This is a genomic window from Amycolatopsis sp. NPDC039088, assembly GCF_055598845.1.
In genome coordinates this window covers 253,059-279,507 of the sequence record NZ_JBVKAE010000009.1, presented here as the reverse complement: position 1 = coordinate 279,507, position 26,449 = coordinate 253,059, and the positions used below count along the sequence as shown (strand labels likewise).

The following is a 26,449-nucleotide window of genomic DNA, read 5'->3' as shown; positions in this document are numbered from 1 at the left end:
TCAACGTCCCAATTCCTTCATAGACGTCGGCCTGCGCCATGACCAAGAGGTCACCGACCTGCACGATCCCGACTTTGCCGGGACCCTGACCTTGAAAGTAGGGAAGGAGGCCTTCACGGACACGCCCACAGTTGGCTTACCCCTCCACTTTCAGGACCACCGTGTCGTCCGGGCCGACGACGCGTCCGTCCGCGGCGTGGACCTCGAGCGCCCGCAGCGGACGTCGGCCATCGCGGTCCACCAGCTCCGACCGCGGTTCGCCCTCGGCGAAGAAATGCGCCTCGCCCCACTGTCGCAACGCGACGATCACCGGGAACAGGTCACGCCCCTTCGCCGTCAGGACGTATTCGCTGTAGGTGCTCCCGTCCGAAGCCGGGACCACGTCGAGCACGCCGTGCGCGACGAGTGCGCGAAGCCTGGCGGACAGGATGTTCTTCGCGACGCCCAAGCTGCGCTGGAACTCACCGAAGCGGCGGACGCCGTCGAAGGCGTCGCGCACGATCAGAAGTGACCACCAGTCGCCGATCGTGTCGACCGAACGCGCCACCGGGCACGAAGCTTCGTCGAACGTCGTCCGCTTCACCATGGTTGCATCTTACAACCGGAATGCCGTACCGTCCGAGTGGTAGCAACTTGAAACCACTATGGGAGGGTCTGTGCGCCGCGGAGTCGTCCTGCTGTTCGCCGTGGCCGCCGGGACGTCCGTCGCCACGATCTACTTCGCCCAGCCACTGCTGGTCACCATGGGCGCCGACCTCGGTATCGCCGCGTCGACGGTGGGCACCATCGTCACGCTCACCCAGCTCGGCTACGGCCTCGGCCTGTTCCTCCTGGTCCCGCTCGGGGATCTGCTCGACCGCCGTCGGCTCGTCGTCGGGCAGCTGACGCTGCTGGCCGTCGCCGAACTGGTCGCCGCGAACGGCGCGGTGCTGTTCGCCGGAATGGCGGCGATCGGCGTCCTCGCGGTGGTCACGCAGATCCTCGTCGCGTTCGCCGCGTCGCTGGCCGCTCCCGCCGGACGCGGACGCGTGGTCGGGCTCGTGACGACCGGTGTCGTCCTCGGGATCCTGCTCGCGCGCACGGTGTCGGGTGCGCTGGCCGACGTCGCGGGCTGGCGCGCCGTGTACCTCTCCTCCGCCGGTGTGACAGTGCTGATCGCGATCGTGCTGTACCGCGTGCTGCCCGCCTCGGCCCCGGGAAAGACCATGGGCTACGGGCGGTTGCTGCGTTCCACGTTGTCGCTTTTCGCCGAAGAACCCGTCTTCCGGCTGCGCGGGACACTCACGCTCTTGATCTTCGCCGCGTTCGGCACCCTGTGGAGTTCCGTCGTCTTACCGCTCAGCGAAGACGGCTACTCGCACACCGTCATCGGCGCTTTCGGGCTGGCAGGCGCGGCCGGCGCGCTGGCAGCGGCACCGGCCGGACGGCTCGCGGACCGCGGCCGGGCGCGGTGGACGACCGGGATGGCGTTGGGCCTGCTCCTGGTGTCGTGGGTGCCACTGGGTTTCACGCGCGTATCGCTCTGGGCACTGGCGGCGGGCGCCATCCTGCTCGATTTCGCCGTCCAGGCCGTGCACGTCACGAGCCAGACGTTGATCTACCCGCTCCGGCCGGACGCCGGCAGCAGGCTGATCGGCGGCTACATGATCTTCTACTCCGTCGGCAGCGGCCTGGGCGCCATCGGCTCCACGACCGTCTACGCCTTCGCGGGCTGGACCGGCGTTTGCCTGCTGGGCGCGGGTTTCAGCGCGTTGGCACTCAGCGTGTGGAGCCTCAAAGCCGCTCGATGATCGTGACGTTCGCCGTTCCGCCGCCTTCGCACATCGTCTGCAGTCCGTATCTCCCGCCCCGCCGTTCGAGTTCGTGCAGCAGGGTCGCGAACAGTTTCGTCCCGGTCGCCCCGATGGGATGACCGAGCGCGATACCGCCGCCGTTGACGTTGACGCGTTCGGGATCGGCGCCCATCTCCTCGATCCACGCCAGTACGACGCTCGCGAACGCCTCGTTGACCTCGAACAGGTCGATGTCGTCGATGCTCAGCCCGGTTTTCCGCAGCGCGTGCGCGGTCGCCGGGATCGGCCCGGTCAGCATCCACACCGGATCGGCCGCCCGCACCGAAAGATGGTGGATCCGCGCGCGGGGCGTGAGGCCGTGCTCCTCGACGAACTTCTCCGACGCGATGAGGGTCGCGCTGGCGCCGTCCGAGATCTGGCTGGCCACGGCCGCCGTGATCCGCGAACCCTCGCTCAGCGGTTTCAGCCCGGCCATCCGTTCCAGACTGGTGTCGCGCCTGGGCCCCTCGTCCAGGCCGGCACCGGCGAACGGCGCGATCTCGGCGGCGAACCGGCCTTCGTCGATGGCCGCGATCGCCCGCTGATGACTCCGGAAGGCGTACTCCTCCATCACCTCGCGGGTCAGATCCCAGTGCTCGGCGATCATGTCGGCACTGCGGAACTGCGAGACCTCGACGCTGCCGTACCGCTCCTGCCAGCCCTTCGAACCGGAGAACGGATCGTCGAAGCCGTACTCCCGTCCCGCCAGCATCGCCGCGCTGATCGGGATCGCGCTCATGTTCTGCACGCCGCCCGCGAGGACGAGGTCCATCGTGCCGGACAGCACCGCCTGCGCGGCGAAGTGCACGGCCTGCTGGCTCGAACCGCATTGCCGGTCGATCGTCACGCCCGGCACGTGATGGCCGAAACCCGCCGCGAGCCACGCCGTCCGCGCGATGTTCCCCGATTGCGGCCCGAGCGTGTCACAGCAGCCGAGGATGACGTCGTCGACCAAGTCGGCCTCGACACCCGCTCGTTCGACGACGGCCTGGATGACGTGGGCGCCGAGATCGGCGGGATGGACTCCGCTGAGCGCTCCCCCGCGTTTCCCGACCGGTGTCCGGACCGCGTCCAGCACATATGCCTCAGCCACGGCGTCTCCTTGTCTTCGTCGCGATGCCGTCCAGCAGGATCCCGAGGTACTGCTGCGCGACGTCGTCCGCGCTCAGCGTGCCGCCGGGGTTGTACCAGCGCACCGCCACCCAGACGGTGTCGCGGATGAACCGGTAGGTGAGTTCGACGTCGAGCTCCTCGCGGAAGACGCCGGCCGCGATGCCGTCGGTGAGGATCCCGTTCCACAGCTTGCGGAATTCGGTGTTGCGATCGGCGAGGTAGCCGAATCGCGGCAACTGCATGAGGTGCTTCGCTTCGGCCTGGTAGATCGCCACCTCGGCGGGCCGCCGGTGAATGGATTCGAACGACGCCACGACAACGGCTTCGAGGGTTTCCCTCGGTCCTTTGCCTTCCGCGACGATCTCGGCGTAGGCGCCGAAGAGTTCGTCGAGGAAGCCGGTGAGGATCTCGTCGGCCATCGACTCCTTCGAGTCGAAATGGTGATAAAGGCTGCCCGAAAGGATTCCGGCCGCGTCCGCGATGTCCCGCACGGTGGTGGAGACATAGCCGCGCTCCGCGAACAGCTTCGCCGCGAGGGCGAGCAGTTCGGCGCGGCGGGACCCTGGACTGGACTTCATCGAAACCTCACGCATGCTGGGAACTCACGGACACGACCTCGCCGGTGAGGTATGACGAGTACTCACTGGCGAGGAACACCATCACATTCGCCACTTCCCAGGGTTCCGCCGCCCTCCCCGAGACCTCGCGCGCGGTGAGTTCGGTGAGCAGTTCCTCGCTGGTCACCTTGGCCAGGAACGGATGCATCGCCAGGCTCGGCGCGACGGCGTTGACCCGGATGCCGTGTCCGGCGACGTCGACGGCCGCGCACCGGGTGAGCGCCATGACACCCGCCTTCGCCGCCGCGTAATGCGCCTGCCCGGCCTGCGCGCGCCAGCCGATCACCGAAGCGTTGTTGACGATCACCCCGCCACCACCTTGGGCGATGAACCGCTTCACGGCGGCCCTCGTGGCACGGAACGTGCCGTTGAGAGTCACGTCGATGACCCGCGCCCACTCGTCGTCGGCCATGTCCACTATGGACTTGGCGCCGCCGAGGCCGGCGTTGTTGATCAGCACGTCGATCCGGCCGTAGCGCTCGGCGGCGCCGTCGACGAGCGCCTGGATCTGCTCTTCCCGCGTGACATCACAAGCGATCGCGTGGACGTCGCCGAGTTCGGCGGCCTTTTCCGCGAGCCGCCGTTCGTGCCAGTCGCTGATCACGACGCGGGCACCTTCCTCCAGCGCGCGTTTCGCCACCGCGGACCCGATCCCGGTCCCGGCCGCCGCCGTCACCACGACGACCTTGTCCCGCAGGAGATTCGCTCCTTCGGGGTACTTCGGAAGCGGAATCAAGGTCTTACCTCCCGGGGAAGCCCGAGCACGCGCTCGGCGATGACGTTGCGCTGGATTTCGTTGGAGCCGCCGTAGATGGTGTCGGCGCGGGTGAAGAGGAAGAGCCGCTGCCAGGCGTCGAGGCCGTCTTCGGCGAGCATTCCCCGCGCGCCGCGGACGAGCATCGCCAGTTCGCCGAGATCTCGATGCCAGTTCGCCCAGACCAGTTTGGACACTTCGGCCACTCCGGGCGACGAATCGCCGAGAGTGCGGATCGCGTGCGCCCGCATGACCTCCAGGCCGACCCAGGCGCGGTCGATCCGTTCGGCGATGACCGGGTCGTCCGGCGCGATCCTGGTGAGTTCTTCGAGCTCCCGGCGGAAGCCGACCTGCTGTCCGAGTGTCGCGACCCCGCGTTCGAAGGCGAGCGTGCCCATCGCCACCCGCCAGCCGTCGCCCGGTTCGCCGACGACGAGATCCTTGGCGACGCGGGCGCCGTCGAAGAAGACCTCGTTGAACTCCGATGTTCCGGTGAGCTGTTTGATCGGGCGCACCTCGACTCCGGGCTGCCGCATCGGAACGAGCAAATAGGACAGTCCTTTGTGGCGTTTCGAACCCGGTTCGGTGCGGGCGAGGACGAAACACCAGTCGGCCACCTGCGCGAGCGACGTCCACACCTTCTGGCCGCGCAGCACCCATTCGTCACCTTCGAGGGTCGCGGTGGTCGACACCGCGGCGAGGTCGGAACCGGCGCCGGGCTCGGAATAGCCCTGACACCACAGTTCCTCCACGGCCACGATCGGCGGCAGGAACCGGCTTCGCTGCTCCGGCGTGCCGAACGCGATCAGCGTGGGGCCCAGCAGTTCCTGCGCCAGATGACTGACCCGCGCCGGCGCACCCGCTCGCGCGTACTCCTCGTGGAAGACGACCTGTTGTTCGAGCGTCGCGCCTTGCCCGCCGTGCTCGACCGGCCAGCCGACGCAGGTCCAGCCCGCCGCAGCGAGCCGTCGCTCCCACTCCACGCGTTCGTCGAAGGCCTCGTGTTCCCGCCCAGGGCCGCCCAAGCCGCGCAATTCCGGCGGCAGGTTCTCCGCCAGCCAGGTGCGCACACGGTCGCGAAAGCCGTCCTGGGTCACGCACGCCTCCTCTAGCCAAACCAGAGCCTGCTGCGTAGGCTACCCTACCAAGCACTTGCTAGGGAGGCTCGATGTCCCCAGGGACCATCCCGGCGGCGCTCGACAGGGCCGCGGAGCGCTTCGCCGGACGGGAAGCCCTCGTCGACGGCGAAGTCCGGCTCACCTACGCCGAACTCGCGCGCCGGGTGCGGCAGGCCGCCCGGTTCTTCGAGGGCCACGAGCGGGTCGCGCTCTGCTCCCCCAACACCTGGCACTGGGTCGTCGCCGGGCTCGGCGCGCTGTACGCCGGCGCGACCCTCGTCCCGGTCAACACCCGGTTCACCGCGCGCGAGACGCTCGACATCCTCGGCCGCGCACGGGTTTCCGCGCTCGCGATCACCGGGACCTTCCTCGGCGCGGACAGACTGGCGGACCTCGGCACGGCTCGCCCCGAGACTGTGCTGCGCATTCCTGTCGAAGGCGTCGAAGATCCGGTCGACGGCGTCACGGAATGGGACGCGCTGGCCGACTTTGACAGCGAGTTCGTCAGTCCGGCGCGAGCAGGCGACGTCAGCGACATCCTGTTCACCTCGGGGACCACCGGCCGCAGCAAGGGCGCGATGAGCAGCCACCGGCAGGCGCTGAGCGTCGCCGAGGCCTGGGCCGACTGCGGTGGCCTGACCGAGAACGACCGCTATCTCGTGATCAACCCGTTCTTCCACAGCTTCGGGTACAAGGCGGGCATCCTGGCCGCGGCACTGCGCGGAGCGGCCATCCTGCCGCAGCGCACCTTCGACGTCCGGGAAACCCTGCGGCTCATCGAAACCGAGCGCGTCAGCGTCCTTCCCGGCGCGCCGACGATCTACCAGGTGCTGCTGGACGCGCCCGAACGCGCGGACCACGACCTCTCCAGCCTGCGGCTCGCTGTCACCGGCGCTGCCCCGGTGCCGGTCCCGCTCGTGGAGCGGATGCGGGCGGAGCTGGGGTTCGAAGCCGTGCTCACCGCCTATGGGCTGACGGAAGCCGTCGTCGCGACCATGTCCCGCCCCGAGGACGACGCGGAACTGGTGTCGAACTTCTCCGGCCGGGCGACGGCCGGCTTCGAGGTGGAACTCGGCGAGAACGACGAAGTCCTGCTGCGCGGGCCGAACGTGATGCTCGGCTATCTCGACGATCCCGAGGCCACCGCGAAAGCCGTCGACGCCGAAGGGTGGCTGCACACCGGCGATGTCGGGGTGCTGAACGAACGCGGCTACCTGAAAATCGTGGACCGGATCAAGGACATGTACGTCTGCGGCGGGTTCAACGTCTACCCGGCCGAGGTCGAGCAGGTGCTCAACCGGCTGGACGGGGTCGCGGAAGCGGCCGTCGTCGGGGTGCCCGACGAGCGGCTCGGCGAGGTCGGCAAGGCGTTCGTCCGCCTGCGGCCCGGCGCCGATCTGTCCACAGAGGACGTCCTGGCGTACTGCGAGCGTGAACTGGCCAACTACAAGCTTCCTCGCTTTGTCGACTTCGTGGCGGAGCTTCCGCGCAATCTGTCGGGGAAGGTACTGAAACGCGTGTTGCGGGAGGAGAACGGATGACCGTCGAGTACGAGCGGCGCGGGCCGGTGGCCGTCGTCACGATGAACCGGCCGGAGTACCGGAACGCGCAGAACTCGGCGATGACCTACGCGCTCGACGCGGCGTTCACCCGCGCCGTGGACGATCCCGAGGTCAAAGTCATCGTGCTGGCCGGGGCGGGTAAGCATTTCTCCGCCGGGCACGACATCGGGACCCCGGAACGCGACGTGGACGTCTCCTTCGAGCGCAAGGCGGTACTGTGGTGGGACCACGTGGGTGCCGAGGGTGGCGATCAGCGGTTCGCCCGCGAGTCGGAGGTCTACCTCGGCATGTGCCGCCGGTGGCGCGAGATCCCGAAACCGACCATCGCGAGTGTGCAGGGCGCGTGCATCGCGGGCGCGCTCATGCTGGCGTGGGTGTGCGACATGATCGTCGCCTCCGACGATGCCTTCTTCGCCGATCCCGTGGTGCGCATGGGAATTCCCGGTGTGGAGTACTTCGCGCATCCCTGGGTCCTCGGTCCGCGTGCGGCCAAGGAGGTGTTGTTCACCGGGGAACGCTTCACGGCACAGCAGGCCAAGGAATGGGGCATGCTGAACCGTGTCGTCCCGCGGGCCGACCTCGAAACCGAGACGATGGCGCTGGCGGAGAAGATCGCCGTGATGCCGAGGATGGGCCTCGCTCTCGCCAAGAAGGCCGTCAACCAGGCCGAGGACCTGATGGGCCTCCGGTCCGGAATGGACTCCGTGTTCGGTCTGCATCACTTCGCGCACGCGCACAACGCCGAAGTGTCCGGCGGTGACTCCTTGGGCGGGCAGGACGCACGCTCGATGCGGGATGCGAACAGGACCTCGTGATGGACCTCGATCTCGATGAACACACACTCGCCTTCCGGGACGAAACCCGCGCCTGGCTCGCCTCGAACATTCCCGCCGAACCACTGAAGTCGTTCGACACCGCCGAAGGTTTCGCGCAGCACCGGGACTGGGAGGCGAAACTGGCCGACGCCCGGTGGTCGGTCGTCTCGTGGCCGCGCGAATTCGGCGGGCGGGACGCGAGCCTCCTTGAGTGGGTGCTGTTCGAAGAGGAGTACTACGCGGCCGGCGCGCCGTTGCGGGTCAACCAGAACGGCGTCTTCATGCTCGCTCCCACGCTGTTCTCCCATGGCACGGAAGAGCAGCAGCGCCGCATCCTGCCGAAAATGGCTCGCTCGGAACAGGTCTGGGCACAGGCCTGGTCGGAGCCCGAAGCGGGCAGCGACATCGCCGCCCTGCGGAGCACCGCGACCCGGTGCGACGGCGGCTGGCGGGTCAGCGGGCAGAAGACCTGGAGTTCACGGGCGACGTTCGCCGACCGGGCGTTCGGCCTCTTCCGCAGTGATCCGGATTCGGTGCGGCACAAGGGCCTCACCTACTTGATGGTGGATCTGCGAGCCGACGGGGTCACCGTCCGGCCGATCCCCCAGCTGGACGGTGAACCGGGGTTCGCTGAGATCTTCTTCGACGACGTCTTCGTCGCCGACGAGGACGTGATCGGCGCGCCGGGTGAGGGCTGGCGGGTCGCGATGACAACGGCGAACAACGAACGCGGCCTGTCCCTGCGCAGCCCCGGCCGGTTCCTCGCCGCGGCCGACCGTCTGGTCTCGCGGTGGCGCGACGCCGGGCGTCCCGCGCACACCGCCGACCGGGTCGCCGACGCGTGGATCGGCGCGCGGGCCTACCAGCTGTACACCCTCGGCACGGTCACCCGGCTTTCGGAAGGCGCCGAACTCGGTCCGGAATCGAGTGTCAACAAGCTGTTCTGGTCGCATCTCGACGTCGCCCTGCACGAAACCGCGCTCGACATCCTGGGCCCGGAAGCCGAACTCCGCGGCCGGTGGAGCGATGGATGGCTGTTCTCCCTGGCGGGCCCGATCTACGGCGGGACCGACCAGATCCAGCGATCCATCGTCGCCGAACGGCTGCTCGGCCTGCCGAAGGGGGCTCGATGAGGTTCACTCTCTCCGGAGAGCAAGAGCAGTTCTCCCACAGTCTGCACGATCTTCTGTCCGGTTTGGACACCGACACGGCCAACCGGTCGTGGGCGACGGGCGATCCGGGGCCGGGACTCAAGATCTGGCGACGGCTGGCGGAACTCGGCGTGACCGCACTGGCGGTCCCCGAAAAATACGACGGGCTCGGCGCCACCCCGGTCGATCTGGCGGTCGCCTTCGAACGGCTGGGCTACCACTGCGTTCCCGGCCCGTGGACCGACACCGTGGCCGTGCTGCCGTCCTTGTTGGACGACGAGCTGCTGACCTCGGTCGCGTCCGGCGAGACGCTGGCATCGGTGGCGTTCGCACCGCATGTTCCGTACGCCTTGGATTCCGACGTCGCCGACGCACGTCTCGCGGTCGAGAACGGCAGGCTGCGCACGTTCACTCCCGGCGACCTTCTGTCCTCTGTAGACGGTTCACGGCGGCTGTTCGCGCCGACGGCCGGTGACGACCTCGGCACGGCACTCGACGCGGACCGCGCGTTCGCCTTAGGCTGCCTTGCCACGGCCGCGCACCTCCTCGGCGCGGGGCGGTGGCTGCTCGACACGTCCGTGGCGTATGCCGCGCAACGCAAACAGTACGGACGGGAGATCGGCGGATACCAGGCGATCAAACATTTGCTCGCGGACGTCGCGACCGCGCTCACGCTGGCCGAACCGCTGCTGTTCGGCGCCGCCGTCACCCTGGACCCACGCGACGTCTCCGCCGCCAAGGTGGCCTGCGGCGACGCGGCGCACCTCGCCGCCCGGACCGGTCTGCAGGTGCACGGTGCGATCGGCTACACCGCCGAACACGCGCTCGGCCTGCGGCTGACCAGGGTCCGCGCGCTGGTCGGCGCCTGGGGCACGCCGCGGTTCCACCGGGAGCGGGTGCTGTCATGACGTTCACCGCCGAACAGGAGGCGCTGCGGGACAGCGTCCGGAAACTGCTGGACCGGGAAGCGGACCCCTGGCCGGACCTGTGCGAACAGATCGGCGTGGCGGCGCTGGCCGTTCCCGAACGGTTCGGTGGCCTCGGCGCCGGGACGGCGGAACTGCAAGTGGTCGCCGAAGAACTGGGCCGCGTTCTCTCCGACGTCCCGTTCCTCGGCTCGGCCGTCCTCGCCGTGCACGCGGTCCTGGCCACCGGCAACGCCGAGGCTTGTGAACGGCTGCTCCCCCGGCTCGCCGAAGGTGTCGTCGGCGCGGTGGCCTGGACCGACGCCGAGGGCCGGTGGTCGGTACCGGCCTGCCGCGTCACCGAGTCCACAGTGGATGGTGAGGCGCACTACGTTCTCCACGGCGACGAGGCCGAGATCCTGCTGGTCGTGGCCGACGGTTCGCTGTACGAGGTCTCGGATTTCCGCGCCGTGCGAACCCCGGCGATGGACGAGACCCGGCGGCTGGCTCGCGTGACCTTCGACCACTCCCCCGCCCGGCTGATCGGCCCGGTCGATCTCACCGCATTGCGAGATGTCGCGTGCGCGGTGCTCGCCGCCGAGCAAGCGGGGGCTGCGGCGCGGGCGTTCGAGCTGACGGTGGAGTACAGCAAGCAGCGGCACCAGTTCGGCAGGCCGATCGGCGGCTTCCAGGCGCTGAAACATCGGATGGCGGACCTGCACGTCTTGGTGGAGACGGCACGCTCGGCCGCCTACGCGGCTCCGGAGTCGAGCAGGCTGGCCGCGGTGGCGAAGGTCCACTGCTCGGAAGCGCTGGCGACCGTGGCGGGCGAGATGATCCAGCTGCACGGCGGGATCGCGATCACCTGGGAGCATCCGGCGCACCGCTATTTCAAGCGGGCGCACGGGGCGGCGCGGCTTTTCGGTTCGGCCGGTGAGCACCTCGGGCGGGTGCGGCCAAAGATGTCGTGAGTGATTTAGGTCGTTCTAAAGACCCAAATCACTAACGACACCTTGCTCCAAAAACCGGGTAATGCCCCGAATCCGTTCCCCGTCCAGAGTCAGAACCATCAGCCCCGCCTGCGCCTCGCCATGATGGCACTGGAACGCGGGCTGGTTGTTCGCGCGCGTCGGCGTCATGGTGAATCCCTCCACGGGAATAGCCATGGTCTCGCGCAGGAATCCGGCGATCGCGCCGCGGCCGTGGTACTCGTGCGGCGCCGGCGGCATGGCGAGCCACGCGTCGTCGGTGAGCAGGCTGAGGACACCGTCGAGGTCTCCCTCGGTGAAGGCGTCGGCGAACCGCCTGGTCAACGCGCGCTCCTGCGCCGACGGACGGTGCGCCGCGCGGGCACGGTGCTTGTCGAGTGAGGCGCGGGCGCGTTGGAGCATGCCCTTGATCGCGGTCTCGGTGGTGCCGAGCATGCTCGCGACCTCGCCGGCCGGGAAGCAGAGGACGTCCCGCAGCACGAGCGTGGCGGCCTGCCTCGGTGGGAGGAGCTGGAGGCCGGTGATGAAGGCGAGTTCGACCGCCTCCCGGGTGCTGTAGCGCGCTTCGGGGCCGGGCTCGCTGTCCTCGAGGAGCTCGTCCGGGTACGCCTGCAGCCAGGTCACCTCACCGCGGCGGCTCGGCTCCGGCGGGTCGAACGGCGGCACCGGCTCGGGCGGGCGACGGCGGCCCGCGTCGCGCAGGACGTTCAAGCAGCGGTTGGTGGCGATTCGGTAGAGCCAGGTACGGAGCGAGGATCGCCCTTCGAAGGTGTCGAGGCCGCGCCACGCGGCGAGCAGCGTCTCCTGGACGGCGTCCTCGGCGTCGGTGAGCGAACCGAGGATGCGGTAACAGTGCAGGTGCAGCTCGTGACGATAGGTGCTGGTGAGCTCGCGAAACGCGTGCTCGTCCGTTGCCGTGGTGCCCACGGGCCGATCTTGTCACGACCTTTTTCGCGGCGCACCGTTCCGTTTCGAGCGACAGTGGTGTCCAACCTGGTGAAAGTCGACGAAAGGAACCGTCATGACCAGCCCAGCTTTGGACGTCGCGCTCGCCTACCACCAGGCGTGGACCGGCAAGGACTTCGAGAAGGCGATGACCTACGTCGCCGACGACATCGTCTGCCACGCCCCGGCCGGACGCCTTGAAGGCGCGGAGGCGTTTCGCGGGTTCATGGGGCCGTTCACCCAGATTTTGACCGGATCGAACCTGCTCGCGGCGTTCGGGGACGAGACGACCGCGTTGCTGATGTACGACACGGCGACCATCCCGGTGGCCAGCGCGCCGGGGGCCGAGATGCTGACTGTGCGGGAGGGGAAGATCGTGGAGATGCGGATCATTTTCGATCGGGCTCCGTTCGATGCGGCTCGGGCGGCCGCTGCGCAGGCGTAGCGGCCCCGTGGGGCACGTGAAGGACTCCTTCCTCGGCTCGGCGACGGGAAGGGGACTTTTACGCGCTTAGGGTGTGTCCTGGGGATCTTCATCGGAGGTGGAGGATGATTTCGGAGCGGTGATAGTCGGCTCGTTTGGCGAAAGGTGTTGCCAGGCCTCGGAATTGCTTGAGGCGGTTGAAGTACCGCTCGACCACGTTGCAGAGCTTGTAAAGGTCGGGGGCGAAGGTCGCCTGTCGGGTGATCCACTTCCGCAACCGCTCATGCGCGGTCTTCCACGGCCCGAACCGCGTTGATCACCTGCCGGTGACTACGCCACCGACCACCCCGCCACCGCGGGCAGCGACGGCGCGATCACCGCCACGCCTTGTCCGTCAGCTCACCACGTCCCACCACACACCATCATCTGCACACGATCATGAGAAAGATCCGCGGGCCACGCCCTAGTTGTAGACCGGACGTGTCCGTGGGCGCGTCGGTACCACCGCCCGGGCCCCGCATCCGGGTGGCTTTGGGTACGTCAAGCCGGTCAGAAGGGCGGGGTGTCGTTCTCCTCTGGTGTGGGGCGTGGGTCGTGGAGTGGTTCGGGTGTCGTGGTGTAGGAGCGGCCGGTGGGGGTGGTGATGGTCATGCCGCCGTTGCCGGTGGGGGTGGCGGACCAGCCGGGTTCTTCTTTGAGCAGGTTGTGGACTTTGCAGGCGGCGTGGCAGTTGTGGTGGTCGGTGCCGCCGTCGCGGGCCCAGGTGGTGATGTGGTCGATTTCGGAGAATTCGGCGGGGCGGTGGCAGCCGGAGTGGGTGCATTCGCGGTCGCGGGCTTTGATCAGGCGTGCGAGTGAGGCCGGGGATCGGTAGGTACCGGGGCCGGCTTCCAGAATCTGGCCGGTCGCGGGATCGGTGATCAGCCGCGACCAGGTCGAGTTCGGGTCGGCGGCGATCTCCCTGGCCAGCCAGCCGGGGACAGGGCCGTAGCCGGCCAGGGTCGCGGGATCCTCACGCGCGCCGATGAGGGTCTGCAAGTCGACATAGACGTGTATGTGCGCGCGTGGTTTGCCGTGGCCGTCTTCGGCGAGGAGCCGTTCGGCGAAGAGGTCGGCACGGTGCTGATCCAGCGTCCGGGACTTGTCGGTCATGCGGCGGGCCTTGGCAGCGTGGCTCAGCGACACGTAGATCGAACTGGCCACCTCGGCAGGGAGCCAGCCCGACAGCTTCGACATCGTCTCGTCCTCGTGTTCCAGCGAGACATGGCGTAACGCGCGTTTCGCCGCGGCGCGTTCCCGGTAGCCGTCGGGATCGAACTTCTGCACGGCGTGATCCACCGATTTCCGGATCGCCGTCGGATCTCGCTCGGCGAGGCGCTTGGCCATCCAGGCGTCCACCCGGGCGGCGATCTCGTCGGAGACCTCGCGGGTCAGCTGGCTGACCTTCGAGGCCTTGTAGAGATCGATGTCGCCTTTTTCCAGCGCTGCCAGCGTGTTCGGCAACCGGGTCACCAGCGCACACGAGGTTTCGACCAGCAGGAACGCCTGGTTACGGGTGACCGAGAAGGCCAACGCGACCTCCTCGGTCACCGATCTTCGCGAACCACCCACCGCGGCGAAACCCGCTATCGAACGTACCTGCCGTCCCTGCGCCCGACGAAGCAAGACCTCCTCTTCATAGGCGGTATCCAGAAAACGAGCGGCCTTCGGATTAAAAGCAAGAGATGTGGTCATACCTTTGATCATACTCGAACATGTGTTCTATAACAATGAGATATGCGGGGTGGTTTCAACTAGTGAGTGCACCACCTCTAGTCTAGCAACACTTTACTGAACGCTTCGATCGGTTTAAGTCATCCCAGTGTTTGCCGCGGCCGGTCGTTGAGCTCGTCTGCGATGGCATCGAGTTCGTCCTGTGAATACCCGGACAAGTCGGTTCCTTTGGGGAGGTATTGGCGCAGCAATCCATTGGTATTCTCATTGCTGCCTCGTTGCCAGGGTGAATGAGGATCGCAAAAATACACCGGCATGCCCGTGGCCATGGTGAACTGCTTATGGCCGCCCATCTCGCCACCCTGATCCCAGGTGACACTGTTTTGAAAACGTCAGGCAAGGTATTCATCTTGGCGGCCAGCCGTGGGGCCACGTTCTCGGCCGTGCGATCGTGAGGGATGCGCACCAGCATGACAAATCGGGTGCTCCGCTCGACCAACGTAGCGATCTGTGACTGATTGTTCGCGCCGACAATCAGATCGCCTTCCCAGAAGCCCGGCACGGCGCGATCCTCAGCCTCGGCCGGCCGCTCGCTGATCAGGACCATGTCCTTGATCCTGCCCCGCAGCTCCTCCCCTCGCGACCGAGCCCGTCGCTTGATCCTGCCCTGCCGTAAGCTCTCGGCCACCTCCGCCCGCAGCGTCCCCTTCGCCTGCACGAACAACGCCTGGTAAATCGCTTCATGTGACACCCAGCGAGAATGATCCATCGGATGCTCAAGCCGCAACCTGCACGTGATCTGCATCGGCGACCACTTCTTCCGCAACCCCGCGTTCACCACGCGAGTCAGAAACGGTGACTTCAGCACCTTGCGTTCCTTCGGACGCTTCCGCATCCGATCCGCCCGGCGCTGCGCGACCAACGGCGAATAATTCTCCCTCCCGCCGTTCCGATCGACCTCGCGCGACACCACCGAATGATCCCGCCCAATCCAGGCCCCAACCTCCCGAAACGACTCCCCCTGCCTCAACCCGAACGCGATCAACTCACGCTCCACCGACCCCAACGGAACACCACGCGACACGAAACACCCCTTCGCTACCCAGAACGGTCATTATCCCAGCCGGTGCACTGACCATTTGAGCCCAAGGTGATCGGGTTTACGCGGAGAGTGAACGCAAGGGTTCAGCTGAAACAGGCCGCACAGAAAAGCCCGAAGTGACCAACGGGAAGACACCAAGGCCGTCGGCCGCGGCAGAACCCAGATGTCAGGCGGGTTGTGATCCCAGCAACCTGCCCCGGATGGCTTCAAGATCGTCCCTGCCGACACCGGCGGAAAGGAGATACTGCTCGACGTCAAGTCCGTCGAGGGTGTCCAAAAGGGCCGCCCGGGTCGTGGTGCCGCGCTCCGCGAGCACGGACTGAATGAACGGACTTTGGTCTTCCACGCCCATGGCGGCGAAAAGAGACTTCACCGCCTCGATGGACATGTCGTAGTCCGCCGCGATCGCTTCGGGTTCGACGTCGGCCAGTGCCAGCAGGAGGAGTGTGACGAGACCGGTCCGGTCTCGGCCGGCCCCGCAGTGAAACAGGACACCACCGGGGCCGGACCGGGCCAGCGCCGTGATGGCCGCGGCACAGCGATCAGGCTTCCGTTCGAGGAAGACGCGGTAGTAGAGAGGGCTGCCATTGAGCCGCTCACTGTTGATGTACCGCCAGAGGTCCACATCTCGGACGTCGTCGAGGGGCAGCTCGACTCGCTCGATGCCGGGCGGAGTGACCGCACCCGTGGCAGTGGGCGAGAATTGGGCTGAGCCGCCCAGAGCCGTCAGGGACTCCTCCTCCGCTCCGGGCTGTATCTCGTCCGAGTTCCGCAGGTCGACGACGGTTCGAACACCGGATCTCCGTGCTTGGGCCCAGCCCGCGGTAGTGACGAACCGAAGGTCCGCCGCCCGGAAGAACGCGCCATGACAGGTCTTGAGTCCCGACCTGGTCGGTAACCCACCGAGGTCTCTGCAGTTGTGGAAGCCTTCCCAGGTCACGACTCTGCTCGTCTTCATGAAGTGACCACCGTCCCATCCCTGCGTCTCCCTGCCCGTTCCCTCCGAGCGACCCCAGGGTAGGGCCAACCCCCGCCCCCGCCCACCTGCTCACCGCATTCACCCCACGCCCGATCCGAACCAGACTCACCAGGGTGACCGCAAACCTCCGCACGGGCAGCGACTTCGCCCGCCTCTCCCGTCGTATCAGCGCGGCGGGCCTTCTCGACCGACGGCCTGGCTACTACGTCTTCCGCATGAGCCTGGTCGCCACTCTCTTCGTCTCCGGCTGGGTCGCGTTCTTCGCGATCGGCGATTCCTGGTGGCAGCTGGCGATCGCCGTGTTCCTGGCGGTGATGTTCGGCCAGATCGCCTTGCTGTCGCACGATCTCGCGCATCGCCAGGTGTTCCGGACCCGCCGCCCGAGTGAGATCGCCGGCCGGATCGCGGGCAACCTCGGGATCGGCATGAGTTACGGCTGGTGGATGGACAAGCACACCCGTCACCACGCCAACCCGAACCATGAGGATCTCGATCCCGACGTCGATCCGGACATTCTCGTGTGGTCGAAGGATCAAGCGAGGGCCAGCAAGGGTATCCCACGGTTCATCGGACGCTATCAGGCGTTCCTGTTCTTCCCGCTGCTCACGCTCGAAGGTCTCAACCTGCACTTCTCGGGTCTGCGCGCGGTCGCGAAGCCGGGCCTTCGGGCACGCTGGCTCGAAGCGTCGTTGCTGCTGGCGCATTTCACGCTCTACTTCAGCGCGCTGCTCGTCGTGCTCTCGCCGGGCAAGGCACTGGCCTTCTTCATCGTCCACAAAGCACTGTGGGGTGTCTACATGGGATCTATTTTCGCGCCGAACCACAAGGGGATGCCGATCCTGTCCGGTGACACCGAACTCGACTTCCTCCGCAAGCAGGTCCTCACGTCACGCAACGTGTGCGGTGGCCGGGTCGTCGACGTCGCGCTCGGCGGGCTCAACTACCAGATCGAGCACCATCTTTTCCCGAGTATGCCGTCACCGGCGCTGCGCCGCGCCCGGCCCATCGTCCAGCGGTACTGCGAGGAGATCGGGGTTCCGTACCACGAGACCGGGCTCGCCGAGTCCTACAAACTCGCGTTGCGCAGCCTGCACGAAGCGGGCGAGCCGATCAGAGCCAATCGTCAGGACGCGGCCAGGGCATGAGCGCCGCGAGGTCGTCGGTCACCGGCTCGGTCACCGTGTACCGGCCGCGATGGAACAGCAGCGGCCGGGCATCGGAGGGTTCTCCGAGCGCGGTGACCCGGCCGACGACGACGTAGTGGTCGCCCGCCTCGTGCACGGCTTCGAGCGCGCAGTCGATCCAGGTCAGCGCCCCGGTCAGCAGCGGGGAGCCGGACGGGGCGGGGGTCCAGTCGATCGAGGCAAACTTGTCCGCGCCCCGCGCGCCGAACACCGCGCTGACGTCCTGCTGGTCCTCGGAAAGCACGTTGACCGCGAACCGGCCGGACTCGGCGAGCACCGCCCAGGTCCGGGAAGTCTTGGCGGGGCAGAACAGTACCAGCGGCGGATCGAGCGACAACGCCGCGAACGACTGGCACGCGAACCCCACCGGCGCCTTGCCGTCGTGTCCGGTCACCACGGCGACGCCGGTGCAGAAATGCCCCAGCACCATCCGGAACCGCGCGGCATCGATCTCCGCCTCGACGTCCGTCACCGGGGTCACGACTGCCCTGGCGGCCGGGCGCCGACTGAAAAGTCGTGTCCCCACAGGGAAACCGCCGTACTCTCTCGGGCGATCCAGCTCTCGTCGTCCACTTGCCTTCCCTCGCAGCCGTATTCGATGTCGAATCCGCCGGGGGTCTTCATGTAGAACGAGAGCATCAGATCGTTGACGTGCCGGCCGAGGGTGGCCGACATCGGCACCTTCCGCCGGATGGCCCGGTCGAGGCAGAGTCCGACGTCGTCGGTGTTCTCCACTTCGACCATCAGGTGCACGATACCGCTCGGGGTCGGCATCGGGAGGAACGCGAGACTGTGGTGGCGCGGGTTGCAGCCGAAGAACCGCAGCCACGCGGGCGCGCCGTCGGCGGGCCTGCCGACCATCTGCGGCGGCAGCTTCATCGAGTCCCGCAGGCGGAAGCCGAGGACATCACGATAGAAGCGCAAAGACGCCTCATCGTCGTTTGTGGACAGTACGACGTGCCCGAGCCCTTGCTCACCGGTCACGAATCTGTGCCCATAGGGGCTCACCACGCGCCGATGCTGAAGCGCGACACCGTGGAAGACTTCGAGCGTGTTGCCCGAGGGATCCTCAAAGGACACCAGACCGTCGACCCGCCGATCGGCCAGCTGATCCGGCGTCCCTTCCTTGTACGGCAACGAGTGCGCGTCGAGTGACGCGCGGATCTCGTCGAGTTCGCCGGCGTTGGCGACCTCCCAGCCCGCCTGCGCGAGCCTGTCGCGTTCGCCGGGGAAGATCACCAGCCGTGCCGGGAAATCGTCCATGCGCAGGTAGAGCGCGTCGGGATTCGTGCCGGAGCCCTCCACCATGCCGAGGACCTTCAGCCCGTATTCGCGCCACGCGGCCATGTCGGTGGCTTCGATGCGAAGGTAGGCGAGCGAACGGATACCCATCAGGAGGCTCCCAGGAAGTCGAGTGCCAGCCGGTTGAATTCTTCGAACTTCTCCAGCTGCGCCCAGTGCCCGCAGCCGCCGAACACGTGCAGCTGGGCGCGCGGGATCGTCTTCAGCGCGAGCAGGGCGCCGTCGAGCGGGTTGACCCGGTCCTCCCGGCCCCAGATGAGCAGCACGCGCTGACGGAGGCGATGCGCCTCACGCCACAGCATGCCCTCCTCGTAGGTGTCGGGCTGGGCGAACGACTTCCCCATCGCCTTCATCGCGGCCAGCGACTCGGGCGCGCTCGCGGCGGCGAACCGCTCGTCGATCAGTTCGTCGGTGATCAAGGACTGGTCGTGCACCATGATCCGCAGGAAGGCTTCGAGCTTCTCGCGGCTCGGGCCCGGCGGGGCGCTGAACCGGCCGAGGTTCTTGATGCCTTCGGTGGGATCGGGGGCGAACAGGTTCACACTCAGCCCGCCAGGGCCCATCAAGACGAGACGCCCGGCGCGTTTCGGGTGGTTGAGTGCGAGCCGTACGGAGGCCCCGCCACCGAGCGAGTTGCCGACGAAATGCGCGCGCTCGATGCCGAGTTCGTCCATGAGCCCGACGACGGCGTCCGCGCTGTGGCGAAAGTACTGCGGATGCTCGGTCGGCTTGCCCGACCGGCCGAACCCCGGCTGGTCGATGGCCAAGGTGCGGTAGTTCTTGGCGAACACCGGCAGGTTCCGCCCGAAGTTGCTCCACGCCGACGCGCCGGGGCCGCCACCGTGCAGGAGGATCACCGTCTCCGGATGTTCCCCGCCCGCCTCGTGGTAGTGCAGCTTCAGTCCACCTTGGACGGTGACGTACTTTCCTTCGGTCATCAGACCATCGCATTCTCGACGGGCAGCCCGAAGGCGCCGGTTCCGAACATGACGTAGGCGCGCTCGGCGTCGTTCGCCGCGTGCACGCGGCCGGCGTGGGCGTCGCGCCAGAACCGCTGGATCGGGGTCCCGGCCTGCAAGGCACGGCCGCCGGAGTTCTCGAAGAGCCGGTCGATCGCGAAGATCGCGCGCTCCGTACCGCGGACCTGGTCACGACGGACCCGTAGCCGCGTGGAGAACGGAAGCTTCTCCCCCTTGCACGCCAACTGGTACAGCTCGTCGATGTTGTGCGTCAGCTGAAGCCAGGCCGCGTCGATCTCGCTCGCCGCCTCGGCGATGCGCACCTTCGCGAACGGGTCCTCTTTGGACTGTTCACCCGCGTACGCCGCGCGGACCCGCTTGCCCTGGTACTCGACGTGAGCGTCGTAGGCGCCCTGCGCCATGCCGATGATCGGCGCGGTGATCGTGCTCGGATGCACCGAACCGTAGGGAAGTTTGTACAGCGGACCGGGGTTGACCTCCTGGCCCGGCGTCTTGCACTTCGACGTCGCGATGAAGCTGAGCGCGCGGTGTTTCGGGACGAAGACGTCGTTCACGATGATGTCGTTGGACCCGGTGCCGCGCAGACCCACGGTGTCCCAGACGTCCTCGATCGTGTAGTCGGAGATCGGCACCAGGTAGGTACAGAAGTCGACCGGCTTCCCGTCCTTGAACACCGGCCCGCCGAGCAGTACCCAGGTCGCGTGGTCGCAGCCGGAGGAGAAACTCCAGCGCCCGCTGAGCCGGTAGCCGCCGTCGACGACGTCCGCCTTGCCCATCGGCGCGTACGACGAGGAGATCCGGACATCCGGGTCGTCGCCCCAGACGTCCTGCTGCGCCTGCGCCTCGAACAGGCCGAGGTGCCACGGGTGGACGCCGAGGATGGAGGCGACCCAGCCGGTGGACCCGCACGCGCTCGCGACGAGTTTGACGGCGGTGTAGAAGCTCACCGGGTCGGCTTCGAGGCCACCGAACGTCTTCGGCTGCAAGAGTTTGAAGAACCCGGTCTCCTGCAGGGATTTGACGGACTCCTCGGGAATGCGCCGGGCGTCCTCCGCCTCCTGCGCCCGCTCCCGCAGGACCGGCAGGAGCTCCCGGATCCCCGCGATCACGTCCTGCGCGGCGTGCTCGCTCATATGCGTTCCCTCTCTCGCCATCGACCGTGAACCGGGTCCAAGACTAGAACACGTTCTCGTTTTTGTCGACTGATCCCCGGTCGAGCGCACTGTGCGCTCCGGCACGGCGGCCGGAAAACACGCAATCGGCCAGCGACAGACCACTCACATAGGACCTAGAACAGATTCCCACCGCGGTCCGCCCCGCCGCGTACAGCCCGCGAATGGGGACGCCGGAGGCCGCCCGGACGGCGCCGGTCTCCTCGTCGACGACCAGGCCGCCCAGCGTCAGCATCGGACACGGATAACCGATATTGGGCCGGATCGAGACGTCGATCAGCGAGTACGGCGGCCGGTCCAGCGGCCGCGCGAACTCCGCGGGTTTGCCCGTCGGATCGTCGCCGGACCGGGCGGCCTCGACACTGGCGGCGAGTCCACCCGGATCGATACCGGCCTTGCGCGCGACGCCTTCGAGCGAATCGGCGACCACGCGTTGCCGCAGCAGATAGCGCACCTGAAGCCCTTGGAACCACTGGCTTTGCCCGCGAGCGTCGCGCCGGACCTCCCGCACGATGGCGTCGTCGACCAGCAGCCAGCCGCGTCCCTCGTGCTCGGTGATCATGCGTTCCCCGACGGCCGCGCCGTACCGCGATTCGTCGATGATCCGGCCGCCGGTCTTGTCGACGAGCAGACCGCCGAGGAACGCCGACGGCGGGGTGATGAACCGCCAGGCGGAGATCCGCCCGAGTTCCGCGGTGGCCCCGCCCGCCTCGACCCCGAGCCGGATGCCGGATCCGTCGTCGGCCGACGTCCCGAGCGCCAGCCCGCCGCGATACGCGGGCGCGTGCTCCCGCACCATCTCGCGGTTCGCGATGAACCCGCCCGCCGCGAGCACCACCCCGCGTGCGGCCGAAATCCGCAGCTCACGGCCATACTGTCGTTCGATCCGTTCCACCCGCCGATGCAACGACTTCCGCATCGAGGGCACGTAGATCCCCGGTTTCGCGGCAAACGCGGCCAGTCGCCGGTGCGCGGCCCGCACCCGGGCGGGCGCGTCCCGCAGGGTGGACACCACGACACCCGTCACGGTCCCGTTCTCGTCGATGATCAGATTCCGGGCGGCGGTCTGTGGCAGTACCTCGATCCCGCGACTCCGGACGGCCTCCATGAGCCGTTTCATCAGCAGTTTTCCCGAAGTACCGGGACCTTTGACGCGATGTCCGCGCGGCGCCGGCTTGGCCGCGTCGCGGAAGCCGCCCGCCGCCTCACTGCCCGAGTAGTACAGATAGTGCGCGTCGCTCGGATACGACGTCTTGTACGGGCACAGGCTGCCTTCGAAGGGGACGCCGTTGCCCTCCAGCCACGTGATCATTTCCGTACTGCCCGCGCAGAACCGCCGCAGAGTCTCCTCGGAGACGACGTCGCCGACCTCGAGCCGCAGGTAGTCGTACATCGCGTCGACCGAATCGTCGACACCCGCGTCCCGCTGCTGAGCCGTCCCGCCGCCGGCGTAGACGACCCCGCCGCTCACCGCACTCGCGCCACCGCCGGAAAACCGGTCCAGGACGAGCACCCTGGCCCCGGCGTCGGCGGCTTCGATCGCCGCACAGGCGCCCGCCGCGCCGAACCCTACGATCACCACGTCCGCCACGAGGGAGTCCATGACCTCACCCTAGAACTAGAACACGTTCTCGTCTATGGTGACTGGAGCAGCGCGGATGCTGCCACATGCTTCCTACAACGTGTTTCAAGTGAGGGGCGTATGGACTACGACGTGATCGTGGCGGGCAGTGGTGCCGCCGGGATGACCGCCGCACTGTCCGCAGCCCACCGGGGACTCAAGGTCCTGGTCGTGGAGAAGGCCGCTCACTTCGGCGGCTCGACGGCACGCTCCGGTGGCGGCGTCTGGATCCCCGGCAACCACGCCCTGCGCGCGGCCGGGATCGACGAACCCCCGGAGCGGGCGCACGAGTACCTCCAGTCGATCGTCGGTGACGTCGTCCCGGCCGAACTGCGGTCGGCGTTCCTCGACCGCGGTCCCGAAGTCCTCTCGTTCGTCTGCGCCGAGACGCCGTTGCGCTTCCGCTGGGTCCGCGGCTACTCCGACTACCACCCGGAGGCCCCCGGCGGCCGCGCCGGTGGGCGCTCGGTCGAACCGGCCGCCCTCGACGGCAACCTGCTCGGCCCGGAGCTGGCGAATCTGGAGCCGCCGTACAGCGCTCCCCCACTGGGCGTCCCGATCACCCAGGCGGACTACCGGTGGCTGAGCCTGCTCGCCCGGCATCCGCGCGGGATCGTCCGCGTCCTCGGTCTCGGTGGCCGCTGGCTGGTCGGCCGGATCCGCCGTCAGCGGCTGCTTTCCATGGGGCAAGCGCTTGCGGCGGGGTTGCGAGAGGGACTGCGGCGGGCGGATGTCCCCGTCTGGCTGAACACACCGCTGGTGGACCTCAAGGTCGAAGGCGATCGCGTGATCGGCGTCGTGGTCCGCCGGCAGGGTGAAGAGACCCTGATCCGCTCCCGGCTCGGCGTCGTCCTCGGGGCGGGCGGATTCGAGCGCAACGAGGAGATGCGGGTCAAGTACCAGCGCGCGCCCATCGGCACCGAGTGGACCGTCGGCGCCGAAGCCAACACCGGCGACGCCATCGGCGCCGGGCTCAAACTCGGCGCGGCCACCGATCTGATGGACGACGCCTGGTGGGGTCCGTCCATCCCGCTGACCGGCGGCCCGTGGTTCGCGCTCGCCGAGCGGTCGCGGCCGGGCTGTCTGATGGTCAACGCGCGGGGCGAGCGGTTCGTCAACGAATCGGCGCCGTACGTCGAGGCCGTGCACGCGATGTACGGCGAAGGCGACGGACCCGGCGAGAACATCCCGACCTGGCTGGTGTTCGACCAGCGCAACCGCAACCGGTACATGTTCACCGGCCTCGGCCCGCGCCAGCCGCTGCCCGGCCGCTGGTTCAAAGCGGGCATCGCGGTCAAAGCGAGCACGATCGCCAAACTCGCCGAACGGATGGATGTCCCGGCCGACGCGCTGGAAAACACCATCCAGCGGTTCAACGGTTTCGCCCGCCAAGGCGAGGACGAGGACTTCCACCGCGGGCGGAGCGCGTACGACCACTACTACGGCGACCCGCGGAACAAACCCAACCCGAGCCTCGGCCCGTTGGACGTCGCGCCGTACTACGCGGTGAAGATCGTGCCCGGTGACCTGGGCACCAAGGGCGGCTTGAGGATCGACCGGCACGCGCGTGTCCTGCGCGAAGACGGCTCGGTGATCGACGGACTTTACGCGGCGGGCAACACGAGCGCGGCGGTGATGGGCCGCACCTACGCCGGCCCTGGCGCGACGATCGGCCCGGCGATGGTGTTCGGCTACCTTGCGGCCGAGCATCTCGCGCTGCAAGATCAGACCAACTCGGGAGGCAGCCGATGACGACGGAATCCGTACGGCAGATCGACGCGGGCGCGCCCCCTTCGCGGTTCGCGCGTGGCTGGCACTGTCTCGGGCTGGCCGAACCGTTCCGGGACGGGAAACCGCACGCCATCACGGCTTTCGGGACGAAACTGGTGGTCTTCGCCGATTCGTCCGGCAAGCTGAACGTGCTCGACGGGTACTGCCGCCACATGGGCGGTGACCTCACCCAGGGCGAGGTCAAAGGCGACGAGATCGCCTGCCCGTTCCACGACTGGCGCTGGAGCGGCAACGGCAAATGCGCCTCGATCCCCTACGCCAAAAGGGTTCCGCTGCGGGCGCGCACGAAGTCGTGGCTGGTGCTGGAGGAGAACAAGCAGCTGTTCGTCTGGAACGACCCGGAGGGCAACCCGCCGCCGGAGGACGTCGTCATCCCGCGAATCGAGGGCGTGTTCAACGGCGAGTGGAGCAACTGGACCTGGGACTCGGTCCTGATCGAGGGCTCCAACTGCCGCGAGATCATCGACAACATGGTCGACATGGCGCATTTCTTCTACATCCACTACGCCTTCCCGACCTACTTCAAGAACGTGTTCGAGGGGCATGTCGCCACGCAGTACCTCAACACGAAAGGACGTCCGGACAAGGGAATGGCGTCGAACTACGGCGGCGAGGAGAACCTGCTGCGGTCGGAGGCGTCGTATTTCGGACCGTCCTACATGATCAACACCCTGCTCAACACCTACCAGGGCTTCGAGATCGAGAACGTGCTGATCAACTGCCACTACCCGGTCACGGAGAACTCGTTCGTGCTGCAGTGGGGCGTGATAGTGAAGAAGCTGCCCGGTATCTCGGACGAGCACGCGGACAAGATCGCCGGGAAGTTCGCCAAGGGCATCGGCGTCGGCTTCCTGCAGGACGTGGAGATCTGGCGCAACAAGACGCGGATCGACAACCCGTTGCTGTGCGAGGAGGACGGGCCGGTGTACCAGCTGCGCCGCTGGTACGACCAGTTCTATGTGGACGCCGCCGACGTCACCGAGGACATGACGCGCCGGTTCGAGTTCGAAGTGGACACCAGCCGCGCCAACGAGGTCTGGGCGGCGGAGGTGGCCGAGAACCTGGCGCGGCAGCAGGCGGAAGAGGCCGGGGTGTGAAGCCCGAGACCGTCGAGTTCCTCACCGCCGGCCTGCGCCCGCTGGCCTGCCGGACGTGCGGGACCACCGTGCTGGTCAAGAAGAACAGTGTGCAGCACACCAGCATCCAGTGGACGACCGACGCGGCCAAGAGCTGTCCGGTGTTCGCCGAACAGGCGGCCTCCGGGGCGCGGACGGCCTTGCTCGACACCTGCGCCAACCTCAGTGACAGCATCGACGCCGCGGTGAAGGACGGCCTGCTGGAGGTGCCGGAATGAGCGGCCCCGTGACGGTGACCGTGGCCGAAGTCATCACCGAGACGGCCGACGCGCGCTCGATCGTCTTCGACATCCCGGCCGAGCACGCCCCGGCTTTCGCCTACACGCCAGGACAGTTCCTCACTGTACGCGTCCCGAGTGAACAGACCGGGTCGGTGGCCCGCTGCTACTCGCTCTCCAGCGCGCCGCACGAGAACCGCGTCCAGGTCACCGTGAAACGCACCGCCGACGGCTACGGGTCGAATTGGCTCTGCGACAACCTTCGCGCGGGCCAGGAGGTCCAGGTCCTGCCGCCCGCCGGGGTGTTCAGTCCCGCGTCACTCGACGAGGACTTCCTGTTGCTCGCGGGCGGCAGCGGGATCACGCCGGTGATGTCGATCCTGAAGTCGGCGCTGGCGCACGGGACCGGCAAGGTGGTGCTGCTCTACGCGAACCGCGACGAGCGATCGGTGATCTTCGCACGGGAACTGGCCGGCCTCGCGGCCAAGCACGAAGACCGGCTGATCGTGCTGCACTGGCTGGAAAGCCTGCAGGGCCTACCGGCCGAGGCCCACCTGCGCGCCTTGGTGAGGCCGTACACCGCGCACGAGGCGTTCCTCTGCGGTCCGGCCCCGTTCATGGACGCCGCGCGCACGGTACTCAAGGAACTCGGTGTGCCGCGCACACGTGTCCACCTGGAACGGTTCCTTTCCCTCGGCGGAAATCCGTTCGAGGTGACCGAACCCGCCGCCGTCGAGGAGACCGAGACCCCGGCGGGCCTCGAAGTATCGTTGGACGGCGAGACCAGGAAGCTGGCGTGGCCACGCCGGACGAAACTGCTGGATCTGCTGCTGGAGAAGGGTTTCGACGCGCCTTACTCCTGCCGCGAAGGCCAGTGCAGCGCCTGCGCTTGCCGGATCACTTCCGGTGAGGTGAAGATGCTGAACAACGAGGTCCTCGACGGCGACGACATCGCCGAGGGAATCGTGCTGGCCTGCCAGTCCCTGCCGCTGACCGACGAGGTCACCGTCACCTACGAGTAGGAGT

Annotated in this window: 26 protein-coding genes and 1 pseudogene; 12 read left to right on the top strand and 15 right to left on the bottom strand. The window is 67.7% G+C overall.

The genetic code is table 11. The features are described from left to right. Positions 1-136 precede the first annotated feature (136 nt). Positions 137-586 carry a winged helix-turn-helix transcriptional regulator gene (locus ACZ7KI_RS14815; RefSeq protein WP_470273657.1) on the bottom strand — a complete coding sequence of 150 codons (450 nt, stop codon included), beginning with the start codon at positions 584-586 and terminating at the stop codon, positions 137-139. Positions 587-656: 70 nt separating this feature from the next. Between ACZ7KI_RS14815 and ACZ7KI_RS14810 the strand changes: the two genes are divergently transcribed. Beyond that, the gene (locus ACZ7KI_RS14810; protein WP_470273656.1) at positions 657-1,790 is read left to right on the top strand and encodes an MFS transporter; all 1,134 of its coding nucleotides are present in this window, start codon (positions 657-659) and stop codon (positions 1,788-1,790) included. Here ACZ7KI_RS14810 and ACZ7KI_RS14805 read toward each other — a convergent pair. From ACZ7KI_RS14805 to ACZ7KI_RS14790, 4 genes are read right to left on the bottom strand one after another with little or no spacing between them, the layout of a single operon-like run. Continuing rightward, on the bottom strand, positions 1,774-2,925 hold the full coding sequence (locus ACZ7KI_RS14805) for an acetyl-CoA C-acetyltransferase (RefSeq protein WP_470273655.1): 1,152 nt from the start codon (positions 2,923-2,925) through the stop codon (positions 1,774-1,776). The two genes, ACZ7KI_RS14810 and ACZ7KI_RS14805, sit on opposite strands and share 17 nt — an antisense overlap. Continuing rightward, positions 2,918-3,523: a TetR/AcrR family transcriptional regulator gene (locus ACZ7KI_RS14800; protein WP_470273672.1), complete on the bottom strand. Its 606-nt coding sequence runs from the start codon at positions 3,521-3,523 to the stop codon at positions 2,918-2,920. Before ACZ7KI_RS14800 ends, ACZ7KI_RS14805 begins: the two co-directional genes overlap by 8 nt. A 7-nt stretch (positions 3,524-3,530) precedes the next feature. Continuing rightward, the gene (locus ACZ7KI_RS14795) at positions 3,531-4,298 is read right to left on the bottom strand and encodes an SDR family oxidoreductase (protein ID WP_470273654.1); all 768 of its coding nucleotides are present in this window, start codon (positions 4,296-4,298) and stop codon (positions 3,531-3,533) included. Continuing rightward, a complete protein-coding gene (locus ACZ7KI_RS14790) occupies positions 4,295-5,413 on the bottom strand; it encodes an acyl-CoA dehydrogenase family protein (RefSeq protein WP_470273653.1) in 1,119 nt (372 codons plus the stop codon). Before ACZ7KI_RS14790 ends, ACZ7KI_RS14795 begins: the two co-directional genes overlap by 4 nt. A 71-nt stretch (positions 5,414-5,484) precedes the next feature. Here ACZ7KI_RS14790 and ACZ7KI_RS14785 point away from each other — a divergent pair, with 71 nt between their 5' ends. The 5 genes from ACZ7KI_RS14785 to ACZ7KI_RS14765 are packed head-to-tail and all read left to right on the top strand — an operon-like array spanning position 5,485 to position 10,838. Continuing rightward, positions 5,485-6,975, top strand: a complete 1,491-nt coding sequence (locus tag ACZ7KI_RS14785) for a FadD3 family acyl-CoA ligase (protein WP_470273652.1) — start codon at positions 5,485-5,487, stop codon at positions 6,973-6,975. Next, positions 6,972-7,811, top strand: coding sequence for an enoyl-CoA hydratase (locus ACZ7KI_RS14780; RefSeq protein ID WP_470273651.1), 840 nt, complete (start codon positions 6,972-6,974; stop codon positions 7,809-7,811). Before ACZ7KI_RS14785 ends, ACZ7KI_RS14780 begins: the two co-directional genes overlap by 4 nt. Beyond that, on the top strand, positions 7,811-8,944 hold the full coding sequence (locus ACZ7KI_RS14775; RefSeq protein ID WP_470273650.1) for an acyl-CoA dehydrogenase family protein: 1,134 nt from the start codon (positions 7,811-7,813) through the stop codon (positions 8,942-8,944). Before ACZ7KI_RS14780 ends, ACZ7KI_RS14775 begins: the two co-directional genes overlap by 1 nt. Next, entirely contained in the window at positions 8,941-9,870 is a 930-nt protein-coding gene (locus ACZ7KI_RS14770) for an acyl-CoA dehydrogenase family protein (protein ID WP_470273649.1), read from the top strand. Before ACZ7KI_RS14775 ends, ACZ7KI_RS14770 begins: the two co-directional genes overlap by 4 nt. Beyond that, positions 9,867-10,838 (top strand): acyl-CoA dehydrogenase family protein, encoded by a 972-nt coding sequence (locus tag ACZ7KI_RS14765; RefSeq protein WP_470273648.1) that lies wholly within the window; start codon positions 9,867-9,869, stop codon positions 10,836-10,838. Before ACZ7KI_RS14770 ends, ACZ7KI_RS14765 begins: the two co-directional genes overlap by 4 nt. 15 nt (positions 10,839-10,853) lie before the next feature. On the opposite strand, the gene ACZ7KI_RS14760 is transcribed toward ACZ7KI_RS14765, so the two are convergent. Further along, positions 10,854-11,783, bottom strand: coding sequence for an RNA polymerase subunit sigma-70 (locus ACZ7KI_RS14760; RefSeq protein WP_470273647.1), 930 nt, complete (start codon positions 11,781-11,783; stop codon positions 10,854-10,856). Positions 11,784-11,877: 94 nt separating this feature from the next. On the opposite strand from ACZ7KI_RS14760, the gene ACZ7KI_RS14755 reads away from it, so the two are divergent. Next, positions 11,878-12,246 (top strand): nuclear transport factor 2 family protein, encoded by a 369-nt coding sequence (locus ACZ7KI_RS14755; RefSeq protein ID WP_470273646.1) that lies wholly within the window; start codon positions 11,878-11,880, stop codon positions 12,244-12,246. 528 nt (positions 12,247-12,774) lie between these two features. Here the strand turns inward: ACZ7KI_RS14755 and ACZ7KI_RS14750 are convergent. The 4 genes and pseudogenes from ACZ7KI_RS14750 to ACZ7KI_RS14735 form a co-directional block, all read right to left on the bottom strand. Beyond that, complete coding sequence (locus ACZ7KI_RS14750; RefSeq protein WP_470273645.1) at positions 12,775-13,959, bottom strand: HNH endonuclease signature motif containing protein; 1,185 nt, start codon at positions 13,957-13,959, stop codon at positions 12,775-12,777. An 82-nt stretch (positions 13,960-14,041) separates the two neighbouring features. After that, on the bottom strand, positions 14,042-14,860 hold the full coding sequence (locus tag ACZ7KI_RS14745) for an IS30 family transposase (RefSeq protein WP_470273671.1): 819 nt from the start codon (positions 14,858-14,860) through the stop codon (positions 14,042-14,044). Positions 14,861-14,935: 75 nt separating this feature from the next. Further along, positions 14,936-14,995: pseudogene (locus tag ACZ7KI_RS14740) on the bottom strand (hypothetical protein); the annotation flags it as partial. A gap of 211 nt (positions 14,996-15,206) precedes the next feature. Beyond that, entirely contained in the window at positions 15,207-15,998 is a 792-nt protein-coding gene (locus ACZ7KI_RS14735; protein ID WP_470273644.1) for a tyrosine-protein phosphatase, read from the bottom strand. A 134-nt stretch (positions 15,999-16,132) separates the two neighbouring features. Here ACZ7KI_RS14735 and ACZ7KI_RS14730 point away from each other — a divergent pair, with 134 nt between their 5' ends. Further along, positions 16,133-17,164: a fatty acid desaturase family protein gene (locus ACZ7KI_RS14730; RefSeq protein WP_470273643.1), complete on the top strand. Its 1,032-nt coding sequence runs from the start codon at positions 16,133-16,135 to the stop codon at positions 17,162-17,164. Here ACZ7KI_RS14730 and hsaB read toward each other — a convergent pair. From hsaB to ACZ7KI_RS14705, 5 genes are read right to left on the bottom strand one after another with little or no spacing between them, the layout of a single operon-like run. Next, a complete protein-coding gene (hsaB, locus tag ACZ7KI_RS14725; protein WP_470273642.1) occupies positions 17,130-17,684 on the bottom strand; it encodes a 3-hydroxy-9,10-secoandrosta-1,3,5(10)-triene-9,17-dione monooxygenase reductase subunit in 555 nt (184 codons plus the stop codon). The genes ACZ7KI_RS14730 and hsaB overlap by 35 nt on opposite strands. Continuing rightward, a complete protein-coding gene (gene hsaC, locus ACZ7KI_RS14720) occupies positions 17,681-18,595 on the bottom strand; it encodes an iron-dependent extradiol dioxygenase HsaC (protein WP_470273641.1) in 915 nt (304 codons plus the stop codon). The genes hsaB and hsaC overlap by 4 nt, the downstream gene beginning before the upstream one ends. Then, positions 18,595-19,443, bottom strand: coding sequence for a 4,5:9,10-diseco-3-hydroxy-5,9,17-trioxoandrosta-1(10),2-diene-4-oate hydrolase (gene hsaD, locus ACZ7KI_RS14715; RefSeq protein ID WP_470273640.1), 849 nt, complete (start codon positions 19,441-19,443; stop codon positions 18,595-18,597). The genes hsaC and hsaD overlap by 1 nt, the downstream gene beginning before the upstream one ends. Further along, positions 19,443-20,618, bottom strand: a complete 1,176-nt coding sequence (hsaA, locus tag ACZ7KI_RS14710; protein WP_470273639.1) for a 3-hydroxy-9,10-secoandrosta-1,3,5(10)-triene-9,17-dione monooxygenase oxygenase subunit — start codon at positions 20,616-20,618, stop codon at positions 19,443-19,445. Before hsaA ends, hsaD begins: the two co-directional genes overlap by 1 nt. A 43-nt stretch (positions 20,619-20,661) precedes the next feature. Beyond that, positions 20,662-22,260 carry an FAD-binding protein gene (locus ACZ7KI_RS14705; RefSeq protein WP_470273638.1) on the bottom strand — a complete coding sequence of 533 codons (1,599 nt, stop codon included), beginning with the start codon at positions 22,258-22,260 and terminating at the stop codon, positions 20,662-20,664. Positions 22,261-22,359: 99 nt separating this feature from the next. Between ACZ7KI_RS14705 and kstD the strand changes: the two genes are divergently transcribed. The 4 genes from kstD to ACZ7KI_RS14685 are packed head-to-tail and all read left to right on the top strand — an operon-like array spanning position 22,360 to position 26,445. Then, positions 22,360-24,030, top strand: coding sequence for a 3-oxosteroid 1-dehydrogenase (gene kstD, locus ACZ7KI_RS14700; RefSeq protein ID WP_470273637.1), 1,671 nt, complete (start codon positions 22,360-22,362; stop codon positions 24,028-24,030). Beyond that, a complete protein-coding gene (locus tag ACZ7KI_RS14695; RefSeq protein WP_470273636.1) occupies positions 24,027-25,166 on the top strand; it encodes a Rieske 2Fe-2S domain-containing protein in 1,140 nt (379 codons plus the stop codon). Before kstD ends, ACZ7KI_RS14695 begins: the two co-directional genes overlap by 4 nt. After that, positions 25,163-25,423: a hypothetical protein gene (locus ACZ7KI_RS14690; protein ID WP_470273635.1), complete on the top strand. Its 261-nt coding sequence runs from the start codon at positions 25,163-25,165 to the stop codon at positions 25,421-25,423. Before ACZ7KI_RS14695 ends, ACZ7KI_RS14690 begins: the two co-directional genes overlap by 4 nt. Continuing rightward, complete coding sequence (locus ACZ7KI_RS14685; protein ID WP_470273634.1) at positions 25,420-26,445, top strand: 2Fe-2S iron-sulfur cluster-binding protein; 1,026 nt, start codon at positions 25,420-25,422, stop codon at positions 26,443-26,445. The genes ACZ7KI_RS14690 and ACZ7KI_RS14685 overlap by 4 nt, the downstream gene beginning before the upstream one ends. Positions 26,446-26,449 lie beyond the last annotated feature (4 nt).

Coding starts and splice junctions, on each gene's coding strand:
- ACZ7KI_RS14815 (WP_470273657.1), bottom strand. CDS start 586: ATGGTGAAGCGGACGACGTTCGACGAAGCTTCGTGCCCGGTGGCGCGT.
- ACZ7KI_RS14800 (WP_470273672.1), bottom strand. CDS start 3,523: ATGAAGTCCAGTCCAGGGTCCCGCCGCGCCGAACTGCTCGCCCTCGCG.
- ACZ7KI_RS14785 (WP_470273652.1), top strand. CDS start 5,485: ATGTCCCCAGGGACCATCCCGGCGGCGCTCGACAGGGCCGCGGAGCGC.
- ACZ7KI_RS14780 (WP_470273651.1), top strand. CDS start 6,972: ATGACCGTCGAGTACGAGCGGCGCGGGCCGGTGGCCGTCGTCACGATG.
- ACZ7KI_RS14775 (WP_470273650.1), top strand. CDS start 7,811: ATGGACCTCGATCTCGATGAACACACACTCGCCTTCCGGGACGAAACC.
- ACZ7KI_RS14770 (WP_470273649.1), top strand. CDS start 8,941: ATGAGGTTCACTCTCTCCGGAGAGCAAGAGCAGTTCTCCCACAGTCTG.
- ACZ7KI_RS14765 (WP_470273648.1), top strand. CDS start 9,867: ATGACGTTCACCGCCGAACAGGAGGCGCTGCGGGACAGCGTCCGGAAA.
- ACZ7KI_RS14755 (WP_470273646.1), top strand. CDS start 11,878: ATGACCAGCCCAGCTTTGGACGTCGCGCTCGCCTACCACCAGGCGTGG.
- ACZ7KI_RS14750 (WP_470273645.1), bottom strand. CDS start 13,959: ATGACCACATCTCTTGCTTTTAATCCGAAGGCCGCTCGTTTTCTGGAT.
- ACZ7KI_RS14735 (WP_470273644.1), bottom strand. CDS start 15,998: ATGAAGACGAGCAGAGTCGTGACCTGGGAAGGCTTCCACAACTGCAGA.
- hsaC (WP_470273641.1), bottom strand. CDS start 18,595: ATGGGTATCCGTTCGCTCGCCTACCTTCGCATCGAAGCCACCGACATG.
- hsaD (WP_470273640.1), bottom strand. CDS start 19,443: ATGACCGAAGGAAAGTACGTCACCGTCCAAGGTGGACTGAAGCTGCAC.
- hsaA (WP_470273639.1), bottom strand. CDS start 20,618: ATGAGCGAGCACGCCGCGCAGGACGTGATCGCGGGGATCCGGGAGCTC.
- ACZ7KI_RS14705 (WP_470273638.1), bottom strand. CDS start 22,260: ATGGACTCCCTCGTGGCGGACGTGGTGATCGTAGGGTTCGGCGCGGCG.
- kstD (WP_470273637.1), top strand. CDS start 22,360: ATGGACTACGACGTGATCGTGGCGGGCAGTGGTGCCGCCGGGATGACC.
- ACZ7KI_RS14695 (WP_470273636.1), top strand. CDS start 24,027: ATGACGACGGAATCCGTACGGCAGATCGACGCGGGCGCGCCCCCTTCG.
- ACZ7KI_RS14685 (WP_470273634.1), top strand. CDS start 25,420: ATGAGCGGCCCCGTGACGGTGACCGTGGCCGAAGTCATCACCGAGACG.